Origin of the sequence: Pedobacter antarcticus, from assembly GCF_900112985.1 — a bacterium.
GTDB classification, from domain to species: domain Bacteria; phylum Bacteroidota; class Bacteroidia; order Sphingobacteriales; family Sphingobacteriaceae; genus Pedobacter; species Pedobacter antarcticus.
The window spans coordinates 49,472-62,262 of record NZ_FONS01000014.1 but is presented as its reverse complement, the minus strand read 5'-3'; the positions used below and the strand labels follow the sequence as shown (position 1 = coordinate 62,262).

Annotated in this window: 11 protein-coding genes; all 11 read left to right on the top strand. The window is 40.5% G+C overall.

The window, feature by feature from the left end; all coding sequences use genetic code 11:
- Positions 1-76: 76 nt before the first annotated feature.
- A complete protein-coding gene (locus BM192_RS19065; RefSeq protein WP_074964091.1) occupies positions 77-1,591 on the top strand; it encodes an IS1182 family transposase in 1,515 nt (504 codons plus the stop codon).
- Positions 1,592-1,946: 355 nt separating this feature from the next.
- Positions 1,947-2,588 (top strand): Crp/Fnr family transcriptional regulator, encoded by a 642-nt coding sequence (locus tag BM192_RS19060; protein WP_051759900.1) that lies wholly within the window; start codon positions 1,947-1,949, stop codon positions 2,586-2,588.
- Between the two features lie 68 nt (positions 2,589-2,656).
- Positions 2,657-3,448, top strand: coding sequence for a sulfite exporter TauE/SafE family protein (locus tag BM192_RS19055; protein WP_037440931.1), 792 nt, complete (start codon positions 2,657-2,659; stop codon positions 3,446-3,448).
- Between the two features lie 108 nt (positions 3,449-3,556).
- Positions 3,557-4,114, top strand: coding sequence for a YeeE/YedE family protein (locus tag BM192_RS19050; protein ID WP_037440934.1), 558 nt, complete (start codon positions 3,557-3,559; stop codon positions 4,112-4,114).
- An 18-nt stretch (positions 4,115-4,132) separates the two neighbouring features.
- A complete protein-coding gene (locus BM192_RS19045) occupies positions 4,133-4,546 on the top strand; it encodes a DUF6691 family protein (RefSeq protein ID WP_037440937.1) in 414 nt (137 codons plus the stop codon).
- Between the two features lie 75 nt (positions 4,547-4,621).
- Positions 4,622-5,980 carry an MBL fold metallo-hydrolase gene (locus BM192_RS19040; protein WP_037440940.1) on the top strand — a complete coding sequence of 453 codons (1,359 nt, stop codon included), beginning with the start codon at positions 4,622-4,624 and terminating at the stop codon, positions 5,978-5,980.
- A 77-nt stretch (positions 5,981-6,057) separates the two neighbouring features.
- Entirely contained in the window at positions 6,058-6,513 is a 456-nt protein-coding gene (locus BM192_RS19035) for a DsrE family protein (protein WP_074964090.1), read from the top strand.
- 57 nt (positions 6,514-6,570) lie between these two features.
- On the top strand, positions 6,571-7,011 hold the full coding sequence (locus BM192_RS19030; RefSeq protein ID WP_037440944.1) for a hypothetical protein: 441 nt from the start codon (positions 6,571-6,573) through the stop codon (positions 7,009-7,011).
- Between the two features lie 85 nt (positions 7,012-7,096).
- A complete protein-coding gene (locus BM192_RS19025; RefSeq protein WP_083401144.1) occupies positions 7,097-8,473 on the top strand; it encodes a TolC family protein in 1,377 nt (458 codons plus the stop codon).
- A 4-nt stretch (positions 8,474-8,477) separates the two neighbouring features.
- On the top strand, positions 8,478-11,651 hold the full coding sequence (locus BM192_RS19020; RefSeq protein WP_037443541.1) for an efflux RND transporter permease subunit: 3,174 nt from the start codon (positions 8,478-8,480) through the stop codon (positions 11,649-11,651).
- 51 nt (positions 11,652-11,702) lie between these two features.
- Complete coding sequence (locus BM192_RS19015) at positions 11,703-12,791, top strand: efflux RND transporter periplasmic adaptor subunit (RefSeq protein WP_170844865.1); 1,089 nt, start codon at positions 11,703-11,705, stop codon at positions 12,789-12,791.

Below are 12,791 nucleotides of genomic sequence, written 5' to 3'. Positions count from 1 at the left end.
CGACCGTGGCTGTTGCACAACTCGAATAAATGCAGATTTTGCTTTTATAAAATTGCTGAAATGCGTAAATTAAAGCATGCAAGGCAGAAAGGACTATACTGAAAAGCTGTTCAGCTTCCAGCTCTCGAGCCGGGTTCCCAAGGAAAACCTGTACCGCAAACTCCGCGAAACGCTTGATCTGAGCTTTTTATACAAAGAAACAAAAGAACTTTATGGCAAAACTGGCAACCCATCTATTGACCCCGTAGTCTTTTTTAAGCTACTGCTGACTGGTTACCTTGAGAACGTAACTTCTGACCGCAAATTGGTAGAGCATTGCTCCATGCGAATGGACGTATTGTACTTTCTGGGCTTTGATATAGATGAAGAGCTGCCTTGGCATTCTACCATAAGCAGAACCAGGCAGCTATACCCGGCCTCCCTGTTTGAAACATTGTTCAACAAAGTGTTTACCCTTTGTGTAAACAGCGGAATGGTATCTGGCCATACTCAAGCAGTAGATTCAGCGCCCATTAAAGCAAATGCATCTATGGAAAGTGTGGTGTTAAAAGTACCAGCTTCTTCCATAGACAACCACTTGAAAAAAGTGGAGGAAGAGAATCAGGAAGGTAAAAAAAAGAATGATCCACCTACTTCAGTGCAAATTACTGCACCGGAGCATCATTTAAGGCGAGTAAAAAAACACCAGCAAAATTTGCTTGACAATCCAGTTGGGGCACCAGGAGCAGCACATGAAAAAGCACAGCTACTTAGCAATAAGACGTATTACAATCCGCACGATCCAGACGCCCGCATATCAGTGAAGCCTGGCAAAGCCAGAAAGCTGAACTATCATTGCAGTATGGCGGTGGACACCGCAGAAGGTGTAATCTCACATATCCAAGCAGACTTTGCCGATGGCAGGGACAGCCAATACTTACCTGCCATTAGCATGCAGGTACAAAACCGATTAAAGAAAAACGAAATGGTAATGACGGATCTGCTTGCAGATGCAGGTTACTCCAATGGCTCCAATTACAATTTCCTGGAACAAAGAGGAATTACTGGTTGGATACCAGTATTTGGAAAGTATAAGCCAGAGATCGAAGGCTTTCCATATAACAAAGAAAAAGATGAATATCATTGTCCAATGAACAAGCCTTTACCCTTCAAAGGCTTTCATACAAACCAGGATGGAACAGTGTTGAAAATCTACCGGACAGCAACGAAGGATTGTAAAACATGTCCGATGAAATCCACCTGTGTGCCAAATAAAACATGGAGACAGATTATCAGGACAATTTATGACGAACAGTACCTCAGAGCTTTTAGCAGACAACATAGTAAAAGAGGCAGGCAAATGAAAAAACTGCGGCAAAGCACAGTAGAACCTGTCTTTGGTAGTTTGACTCATTACTATGGTTTAAGAAAAATAGGTGTACTGGGTCAAGCCGGTGCCCATAAAGTCATGCTCATGGCTGCAATTGCCTTCAATTTAAAAAAATACCTGAAGAAAGGGGGAAGAAAGCCTTCCCAAGCCTTCTTTGAAGCCGTTATAGACACCTTGCAGCGGCACTTACTTGCATTTTCCACTATCCTAGCTAATCAGTAAAAATTCTCCTAATGGCTGAATAAATCATCTTACGGGTCGAGGTTTCAGAAAATGTAGCCATTGTGCAACAGCCACGACCGTTTTTTGATGTATAATGAGACGGGTTTTTGATTCGCTTTTAGTTAGAATGTTCCCTATTATACGCCTAAACCAAGTCAAGGAATTAGTAACCATTTAGATAATATGTTTACTATCAGTTCATCACATGTTGAATAAAATAATTATGCTGATCTCCATCAATGCAAGACCTTGATATTCTTAAACAGATACTTAGCTCCATTGACTAATAATATTTACATTCAATCTCATAAGTGAATATTAATCAGCAATTTTGGTTTATTAGATACTTACACGCATGGATCAGAGCCTAATCAAACAATACTTACTTGCATCCTTTCCTCAGTTTGAAGCGCGGTTAATTGAAACGCTAATTGATAATGCCTTTTTGAAAGAATTCAATGAAGGTGATTTATTGATGAATACCGGGCAGAACATGCGTTTTACAATGCTGGTCGTTGAGGGATTGGTTAAACTGTACCGTGAAGGTGAGGATGGGAGTGAATTCTTTATGTATTATATTCATCCTGGAGGCGCTTGTGCGCTGTCTATGATTTGCTCTACAAAGCAACAAACTAGTGAAATCAAGGCAAGTGCAGTAGATAAAACTACTGTCCTGGCAGTTCCTACTACGCTGATGGACGAACTAATGAAAAATTATAAGACGTGGTACTACTTTGTTTTAGAAACCTATAGATCAAGATTTGAAGAATTACTAGTTGTTATTGATCATATATCTTTTAAAGCGATGGACGAAAGACTAGAATTCTACCTTGAAAAGCAACATCATGATCTCAATACGAGGGCATTAATGCTAACACATAGCCAGATTGCAAATGATTTAAATTCCTCAAGAGAGGTAATTTCCCGTCTTCTAAAGAAAATGGAACAGCAAAAAAAGGTTATCCTTCATCGCAGCTACATCGAATATCTCAAATAAGCTCCAGTGTGACTCAAGTCACCATTCTGGTATGTTTTACAGCCCATATTTGTACTACACTTTACAATATGGAAATCATTGCTTATTTCGCTTCTGCATTAATTGGTATATCGCTCGGACTTATTGGTGGTGGTGGGTCAATTCTCACAGTCCCTGTAATGGTATATCTTTTTGGCGTTAATCCCCTTCTTGCCACATCCTACTCCTTGTTTATTGTAGGTACAACAAGTTTGGTAGGTGCATATCAAAACTTCAGGAATAATCTGGTCAGCATCAGAACCGCCCTGTTATTTGGTCTATCTTCAATAATCACCGTATTTGTTATAAGGAAGTTCTTAGTCCCTATCTTACCTACACAATTGTTTTCTATTGGTGGCTTTCAGGTTACCTTAAATATGATGACCATGGTGCTTTTTGCGCTACTAATGCTAGTAGCTTCCTTCTCCATGATCAAGGATAAAGCAATCATAGAAACAAAATCTCCTGCCTATTCGGGACATACGCTGAGGCTATTGATTTATGGTGTAGGAATTGGTTTTGCTACGGGACTTCTGGGGGCAGGCGGTGGCTTCTTACTTATACCTACTCTTGTGATTCTGCTGGGCTTGCCAATGAAAGAGGCTGTTGGAACGTCCTTAATGATTATCGCCATGAATTCCTTAGTAGGTTTTACAGGTGACCTGGGACACTTTCAAATTGACTGGCTCTTTTTATTTAAAGTTACCGGAATAGCGCTGGCCGGGCTCTTTTTTGGAATATTTTTAAGTAAAAAGGTTGACGGATCAAAACTAAAGAGGGGATTTGGCTGGTTTGTTCTAATCATGGGTGGCTTTATCTTGATAAAGGAACTTTTACACTAAAGGCTGAAGGATTTTAATCTGTTGAGTGACAGAAGTCACCGTTATAAGGGCCTGAATCTTCCGAAATTTGTTCAATTAACAAGTTAACTTAAATTAATCATACAACATATGCTAGAACTACTCAAACAACAGTGGCCATGGTATACCTCTGGTGCCGCCATTGCCTTTATCATGGTTTTACTTTTATACTTTGGAAAATCGTTTGGTGTTTCCTCCAACCTGCGGACGATTTGTACCATAGCTGGTGCAGGTAAGAAAGTGAAATTTTTTGACTTTGACTGGACTACACAAAAATGGAACTTGCTATTCATATTTGGTGCAGTATTGGGCGGGGTGATCTCTTCCACACTCTTAAAAAATGATCAACCATTACAACTCTCAGAAGCTACCATAGCTGATCTAAAGACCATTGGGGTAGGTTTTGAAGGTGGCCTAAATCCGTCGCAATTATTCAGTCTTGATGCAATACTTTCAATAAAAGGTTTTTTAATTCTGTTAGTTGGAGGCGTACTGGTGGGATTTGGGGCCCGCTATGCAGGTGGTTGTACATCAGGCCATGCAATTTCAGGCTTAACTAATCTGCAGGTACCATCTCTGATTGCAGTTATCGGTTTCTTTATTGGTGGGCTTGCCACAACCTATTTAATACTTCCATATCTCTTCTAATCTATAAAATTCAAAAAAATGAAGTCTTTAAAATTTATAGTAGCTGGCATTTTGTTCGGCATAATAATGAGTAAATCTGAGGCGATTTCATGGTTTCGTATTCAGGAAATGTTCCGTTTTCAATCTTTTCACATGTATGGGCTTATGGGGACTGCTGTAGTATTAGGTTCTCTTGCTGTGTTCCTCATTAAACGGTTTAAAATCAATGATTATAAAGGTAATCCCATTGCTTTTCAAGATAAGGATAAAAGCTTTCCAAGATATATACTGGGAGGGACCATCTTTGGGTTAGGTTGGGCACTAACAGGCGCTTGCCCGGGTCCAATGTTCGTAAATATTGGCCATGGCTATTTTGGAATGTTGATTGTAATATTTGGAGCATTAGCAGGGACATACCTTTATGGGGTAATAAAAAATCGGCTTCCTCACTAAGGATCAGGGTTGGTGACTTAAATCACCGTATAGAAAAAGTAATTGTTAGAAATTTGTATATCAAATCAGAAGAACATGAAAATTGAACAATTTGAAGATAAGAATCTTGCTCATTACAGTTATGCCGTTTTGAGCGAGTGTCAGCGTGAGGTTGTATTGATTGATCCTGCCCGCGATCCTAAGCCATATTATGACTATGCAGATAGACATGCTTCAAAAATTATCGGAGTTATAGAAACACATCCACATGCAGACTTTGTAAGTAGTCACCTTCAGATTCAACAGGAAACCGGCGCAAAGATATTTGCGAGCAAATTGATGAATCCCGACTATACCTTTATACCGTTTGATGAAGGTGCTGTGCTTGAAGTTGGCAAAGTCAAATTTAAACCAATGAATACACCTGGACATTCTCCAGACAGCATCTCTATTGTCCTGGAACACCAGGGAGAAGACAAAGCCGTATTTACGGGGGATACGCTATTCATTGGCGATTGTGGAAGACCTGATCTGAGAGAAAAAGGTGAAGATTTAGATTTGAAACGTGAAGAGCTTGCAAAAAAAATGTACAGCTCGCTTCGAAACAAGCTGATGTTGCTTGATGATGACGTAATTGTATATCCCGCTCACGGAGCTGGCACATTGTGTGGAAAGGCCTTAAGCAAGGCTAGTAGCAGTTCTATTGGCGCTGAAAAAGCAACAAACTGGTCTTTACAGGATATGCCTGAGTCTGAATTCATTAAAGAATTAACTGCCGATCAACCATTTATACCAAAGTATTTTCCTTACAACGTTGATTTAAATAAAACAGGCGCTCCTGTATTAAAGAATAGTTTGGATAAGGTTATAGTGGGGCAAAAAGTTGATGATCTGAAAAAAGCAGCTCTACTTGATAATCACATAACCATTGTGGATACACGAAATTCTGCAGCCTATAAAAGGAAACACCTGAAAAATTCCATTAACATCATGGATGGTGAGAAATTTGAAACATGGTTAGGTGCATTGGTTGCCCCTGGTGATAAATTCTACCTTGCAGCAGAAAACGAAAATGCTTTAAAACTCTTGAAGGAAAGGACCGCTAAAATTGGATATGAACCATTTATCAAAGAGGCATTTGTGCTGGATTTTGGAACTGAACAATCAGCTGAATTAGACTTTGAAGATTTTAAGGAACACCCTTCGGCGTATACGGTTGTTGATATTCGAAATCAGCCAGAGGCTGAAAGCCAACCTGCTTTCCAAGGTTCAATCAATATCCCATTGCCAGAGCTGAGCAACCGGTCAAACGAGATTCCAACTAATAAGCCTATTGTTGTTCATTGCGCCGGTGGCTATCGAAGTGCTGCAGGAAGCAGTTTACTGGAAAATAAGCTAAATGCTAATGTGTTTGATTTAAGTGACCGAATCAAAGAATTTATCGGCAAGCACTAATCCAATTAGGTTCGCATTCCAAAACATCAAGGTATATTTACAACTATACCTTGATGTCTTTATAAAACAATGACCGCATGAGACCATATTTTTTTTTAATCACTGTACTAGTTTGTTTGTTTTATATTAATCCAGCAAAAGGACAAAGTAAAGTGATCCATTTTGGCGGCGCTAAGGCAACTAAAAGCCATTATAAAGTATTGTATATCCTTAACAACGGTGAAGACAAAAGAATATCTGCAACGCTAAGAAACATTAACAATGCATTGGATGACCCCAGATTGAAGGGGAAACTTGAGGTCGAACTGGTTGTATTTGGTGACGGTGTGGTTCTTTTCAAAAAAGATGGAAAATACCGTGAAGTGCTTATGACATTAAGGAATAAAGGTGTGCTTCTGGCACAATGTGAAAATACCCTAAGGGAACGTAACATTGGAAAAGATGAACTATATGACTTTATTCATTTTGTACCTAGTGGTAATGGTGAGGTCATCATTCGTCAACAACAAGGCTGGTCTGTTATCCATCCTTAAACGGCATTAAATCCGGTACTTTTTGCCAATAAATAAAAAACACTACTTTTGCGCTTGATGAAGAAATTACTCCAACATATTTTTGACCTTTCCAATAGCAAGACAGCCAAGTCTTTGTCTATAGGTATGCTCGTCATTTTGTGTTTGGTATCCTCATGTTCCATTAGAAAAGGGATAGAGTCATTCTTTTCTGACGGGGCTACTACAGCACTGGGTTTCAATAAAGCTTCTAAAGCAAGTTTAATACAAAAGCAGGGCTTGAAGTTTAACTCTATCAATTGTAAGTTATTAGGGCAAGGGTTTGAGGATCAGCAGGTGTCTTTGAAGCAGGCCTCCTCACCGGTCGCATTGGTTCCACTTTTATTTTTCGTTCTACCGGAATTTCTAATTTCGCTTTTAACTGGTTTTAAAACCCCAACAGTACTCCCAGTTCCAAACTCATGGCTACGTTGGTCTTATTTACCTTTGTTTTTACAAAACAGGCTTCTTCTGATATAGAATTGTTTTAAAACAGCGCCCGCTGTTATTTACGCTGACATCAGCGAAACATCAATTCGACAATATCTAATTTCAATTCTTAGCGATGAAGTATTTTCTTCAAATGTCGCTTGTGCTGTTTATTCTATGGAGTAAATCATCACAGGCACAGCAAATTCATACCCTGTCTTTAAAGGAGGCATGGGAACAGGCAAATGATAACTATCCTGGTCTTCACGAACGAAAGTATCTGATTGAAGAGTTTAAAATCAGAAAAAAGGAAGCTCAAAGTCAGGCTCTCCCACAAGTACAGCTTCAAGCACAAAGTTCCTTTGGAACCTTGAATGGCAGTGCGGGAGCGTTTTTCCCTGTTCCTGGGGTTTTTAACGTATCAGGTAGCAATGCAATCTTGAACCCAGACTTAAATAACGTTTATAATACTTTCGGGTCAGTCTTGGTAGACTGGACAATTTTTGAGTTTGGACGGCAACGCAGTGCAGTAGAAGCAGCTCAGTATCAGGTACAGGCTGCAGAAAGTGGTTATCAAGCTACCGGCCTTTCTTTACAAAGTAAAGTAACCAGGTTATACATTGATATCTTGTACAATAGAGCAAACCTGCAATGGGCCCAGGCAAATGCTATTAGGCTAAATAACATCAGGGAGGTGACTACTAGCCTGGCGCGGGCAGGTATAAAGCCCGGAGCAGATACGTCATTGGCGGCATCATCATTCTTACAAGCAACAGCCAATCAGCAGGAATGGCTTGGCAAATTAAATGCAAGTAAGATTAATTTCACTGAAGTGGTGCCGGTGCAAAGCTTCAACCTGTCCGAAAATGGATTTCTTAAATCTGATATACAGCATCTAAAAACAGATTCGGTGCCAATTACTCATCCTTATCTAAAGGTCATTAATGACCAGATATCCTATGAGCAAACGCAGGAAACCTTAATTACTAAGGAGGCATTTCCTTCACTTTCAGTTCTGGGTGGGCTGTCAACAAGAGGAAATAGTATCAATCCGGATGGATCCATGACACCGGGACTTACATCTGGCTTTTCCAATTATGCAAACAACTACTTGATTGGCTTAGGACTTAGCTGGAATATCTCCGGAATTTACACGAGTTCATTAGGAAAAAGGCGTGTTAAGCAAACCATTAAGGGAGTGCAGGCTAAGTACGATATGCAAAAACTGCAAATGGAAACGGCCCTGTCGTCGGTTAATTCACGAATCAATCAACAAAGAATACAGCTGATTCAAAATAGGTTGGCAGAACAGGAATCAAGAAAGGCTTACGATCTATACCTGGTTAGGTATGAGGGCGGATTAATTAGCTTAACAGAATTGCTACAAATTCAATCTTTCCTGCAAATAGCCGAAAAGGAATTCATTGAGGCCCAGCAGGTCTTGTGGAATCTGCTGATTACACAAGCAGAAGTATCTGGCAATTTCAACTATTTGGCTACTCAATTTAACTAACATTATGAATATGATCAGGTTTGCATTAAAGAAGCCATTATCAATTATGGTAGCTGTTATAGCTATCACTTATTTTTCCTTTACAGCAATACGCAATATCAATGTTGATATTTTCCCAAAGGTCGAACTTCCTGTTATCTATATAGCGATGCCCTATGGCGGCTTAACGCCGGCATATATGGATGGATTTATGGCAAATGAGTTTCAAAAGGTACTCATATTTGTTAGCGGAGTAAGCGAAATTGATTTTAAAAGTGTTCAGGGTTTTACCCTGATGAAACTATCTTTCTATCCGGGTACTGACATGGCCCAGGCCTCTGCAGAAGTTTCGACCCAGGTTTCAAGAGCTATGGGGTTCCTCCCCCCTGGTGCAGTTCCGCCTCAGGTTGTTCGGTTTGATGGCAGTTCTCTTCCAATTGGTCAGCTGGTCTTCGAAAGCCCTAAGCGGTCCATTACTGAACTCCAAAACCTCGCCATGACTAAAATCAGGCCTATGTTCGTAACTATTCCCGGGGTAACTGCGCCTGCACCATTTGGTGGTAATGTTAGAACCATGGTCGTTAAGGTTGATCCAACCCTTATGCAGTCATATGGACTTTCTGCAGAGCAGGTCACTATGGCTATTGCAAAAAACAATTTTCCTTCGCCTGCCGGAAACATCAGGATTGGCGATCAAAATTTGATGAGCCCGGTTAACTCCATTGCTACCGGACCTGAAGACTTTCTTAATATTCCAATAAAGTCAAGTTCGGCAAATACCATTTTTGTCAAAGATATAGCCTCTGTAGAAGATGCAGCGGATGTCACAACAGGTTATGCCATTATAAATGGTAAGCGCTCAGTCTATTTGCCAGTCATTAAAAAGGCCGATGCCTCTACACTAAAGGTCGTAGAGAATTTGAAAGCAGCAATTCCAAAACTTAAAGCTGCCATGCCCGAGGATGTTGATATCAAGTACGTTTTTGATCAATCTGGTTATATTGAAAGTTCTTTAGAAAACCTGATACATGAAGGCATATTAGGGGCGGTTTTAACTGGCCTGATGATTTTCCTGTTTTTAGGCGATTCAAGAGGGGCGCTGATTGTGGTACTTACCATACCCATTGCCATACTCTCGGCGGTTATTATGTTATATCTGTTCGGACAGACCATAAACGTCATGACCCTAAGTGGACTTGCATTGTCAATCGGTATACTCGTCGATGAGGCCACGGTAACGATAGAAAATATCCACCAGCATTTTGAAATGGAAAAGCCAAAGCAACGGGCTATTTTAGACGCTCTTTTGGAAATCTCCATTCCGAAAATTCTTATTCTTCTTTGTATACTGGCAGTACTGATCCCTTCATTTATGATGAGCGGGATACCAAAGGACATGTTCATGCCACTATCACTAGCCGTTGCATTTGCGATGATTGCATCCTTTATAGCTTCTCAAACATTTGTCCCGATTATGGCTAACTGGCTAATGAAGCCTGAGTTACTTGTCCATCAAAAAGTAAGCTTTCAAAAAAAGAAACTAACCAGATTTGAGCAATTCAAACGAAAATATCTAATACTGACCCGTTACAGCCAAAACAGAACCTGGAAAGTTATTGGTATATATACACTACTTTCCCTTACAATTCTAGTTGCCGGAGGCCTAATTATAGGAACCGACATTCTACCGGCAAGCAATAATGGCGATGTGCAAATGAGGATTGTTGCCCCAGAAGGCACCAGGCTTGAGAAATCTGAGGATTACCTAAAAAAGGTAACCAAAATTGTTTCAGATCAGCTACCTGGAAATGCGATAAAGATCACATCTGCATATGTAGGTTTACAGCCTTCAGCTACGGCAATTAACCCAATATTTCTATTTACCAGTGGCTCTCATGAATCTGTCTTGCAGGTCTCTGTAGATCAGGATCTTTATACAGGTTCCATGACCTTACTAAAAGAAAATATCCGAAATGAAATTGGTAAACAATTGCCAAAGCTAAAGATAAACTTTGAGCCTATTGAGATGGTCGAAAAGATCATGAGCCAAGGGGCTATGACGCCTATTCAGCTTAAGGTCGCAGGTAGCCAGTTAAAAGTTGCTGAGCAATTTGCAAAGAAATTGGAGGCAGAGCTAATAAAAATGCCATTTCTGCGTGACGTTCGTATTGCTGAACCCGTTAATACCCCAGGAATTCAAATTAACGTAAACCGGGAGCTGGCCGCTCAATTTGGTTTAACTATGGAAGATGTAGCCAGAACAATGACTATGGCCACTTCATCCACGCGTTTTACAAACAAAAACCTATGGGTAGATCCGAAATCGGGTTTAGTTTTCCAGGTGCAGGTACAGATACCTGAATCGGATATGCAATCTCTGGAGAATTTACGTGCGTTGCCTTTAAAGGCTGGACAGCCTCGACCGGTACTCGAGGATGTTGCTGAACTGCGATCTGTAAAGATGCCTGCGCAAGTAAACAGGCAGGGACCAAACAGGTATGTAAGCGTGCTTGCAAATACCTATCAAACAGACTTAGGTGCCGCTTCAAAAGCGGTAACCGAAGCAATTAAAAATGTAGGAGAACCTCCACGTGGAGTAAGAGTATCCACTGAGGGTTTAATGCAACTGTTAGATGATACCCTTTCAGGACTTCAGACCGGCCTGGTGGTAGCGATGGTCGTTATCTTTTTAATGCTGACTGCATACTATCAATCGTTTGCCGTTTCAGGACTGATTCTATCTGTGGTCCCTGCTGTAATTGGGGGAAGTCTACTACTACTACTGCTTTCTGGAAGCACATTAAACTTACAATCGTACATGGGAATCATTATGTCGGTCGGAGTTTCCGTTTCCAATGCTGTATTAATGGTCAACCAGGCAGAGGTCAATCGTCTAAAATATGGATTGTCGGCACGTCAAGCTTCCTTTCTTGCTGCCTCTTCCAGGTTAAGGCCAATTATCATGACCACATTAGCGATGATTGCAGGAATGATTCCAATGTCGCTTGGCCTGGGAGATGGTGGTGACCAAGTCGCGCCACTCGGTCAGGCCGTAATTGGGGGACTATTACTGTCTACTCTAACAGTTCTGCTGATTTTGCCACACATCTATGCTCTTGTTATGAAAAACAAATCAAGGTTTAGCCCAACTCTGGATCCTGATGATCCTGAAAACAAAAGTTTGATAATACAATACTAATTCCCACCAGACCCATTCGCTAGAATTATGAAAATGATAAATTTTAAATACATGAAGGTTGCCAATTTTGCCATCCCGTTATTACTGATTATGGCGAGCTGCAGCCAGAAAAAGCCGAGCAAGCAGGTTACAGCTGATCAAAAGCCCGCCCCTGCACCGCAGGTTGAGGTAGTCCAACCTATTCTTGATCAACCAAATTATGTACTGAATCTCCCTGGAGAACTGCACCCTTTTGAACATACTGACTTGTACCCAAAAGTGAAAGGCTTTGTGAAAAGAATATTAGTCGATCGGGGTACTCGCGTAAAAAAAGGGCAACTATTAGCCATATTAGAAGCACCAGAAGTAAGTCAAAAGTACCTATCAGAGAAATCATCAGAAAACAAACTTTACGAAGATTACCTGTATAGCCGGCAATCTTATGAACGCTTTAAAAAAGCGGCCCTGAAGGCAGGATCTGTAGCTGAGATTGAACTTGATAAAGCAAGAAGTAAATTCAAAAGTGACAGTGCCGCTTATGCTTCTGCCAAAGCCAACACGGGTATTTCTGCTCAGCAAAAGCAATATCTACGGATAACAGCGCCGTTCGATGGAATTATAGTCGATAAAAATGTATCAAATGGGGCTTTAGTTGGCGACAATTCTCAGATACCAATGATCACCATCGTACAGACAAACCAACTACGCTTAACTGTCGCCATTCCAGAGAAACATTCACAATCATTGAGCGAGCATACTCCGGTATCTTTTACCGTAAGCAACTTGCCAGGAAAAGTATATCAATCTAAACTGTCCCGAAAAAGTGATTTTGTAAAGCAAGAATCCAGAGCAGTGAACGCAGAATTTGATGTACCGAATGCAAAAAATGAACTCCGGGGAGGTGAATATGCGCAGGTCAAACTGAATCTACGCAGACCATATCAAACATTGTGGTTACCTATGACAAGTATTATACGATCACAATCCGGGATTTTTGTTCAGAAAGTGATTAATGGAAAAATTGAACGGGTTGATATCAGTTTGGGCATTCAACAGGGCAATTTACAAGAAGTTTTTGGCGAGTTAAACATTGACAATCAGTACGTAAAAATTGGTTCTGAAGAACTAATAAACGGAACAAACGTAAAAATTAAGAAATAA

Coding starts and splice junctions, on each gene's coding strand:
- BM192_RS19040 (WP_037440940.1), top strand. CDS start 4,622: ATGAAAATTGAACAATTTGAAGATAAGAATCTTGCTCATTACAGTTAT.
- BM192_RS19025 (WP_083401144.1), top strand. CDS start 7,097: ATGAAGTATTTTCTTCAAATGTCGCTTGTGCTGTTTATTCTATGGAGT.
- BM192_RS19050 (WP_037440934.1), top strand. CDS start 3,557: ATGCTAGAACTACTCAAACAACAGTGGCCATGGTATACCTCTGGTGCC.
- BM192_RS19045 (WP_037440937.1), top strand. CDS start 4,133: ATGAAGTCTTTAAAATTTATAGTAGCTGGCATTTTGTTCGGCATAATA.
- BM192_RS19035 (WP_074964090.1), top strand. CDS start 6,058: ATGAGACCATATTTTTTTTTAATCACTGTACTAGTTTGTTTGTTTTAT.
- BM192_RS19055 (WP_037440931.1), top strand. CDS start 2,657: ATGGAAATCATTGCTTATTTCGCTTCTGCATTAATTGGTATATCGCTC.
- BM192_RS19020 (WP_037443541.1), top strand. CDS start 8,478: ATGAATATGATCAGGTTTGCATTAAAGAAGCCATTATCAATTATGGTA.
- BM192_RS19065 (WP_074964091.1), top strand. CDS start 77: ATGCAAGGCAGAAAGGACTATACTGAAAAGCTGTTCAGCTTCCAGCTC.
- BM192_RS19060 (WP_051759900.1), top strand. CDS start 1,947: ATGGATCAGAGCCTAATCAAACAATACTTACTTGCATCCTTTCCTCAG.
- BM192_RS19030 (WP_037440944.1), top strand. CDS start 6,571: ATGAAGAAATTACTCCAACATATTTTTGACCTTTCCAATAGCAAGACA.
- BM192_RS19015 (WP_170844865.1), top strand. CDS start 11,703: ATGAAGGTTGCCAATTTTGCCATCCCGTTATTACTGATTATGGCGAGC.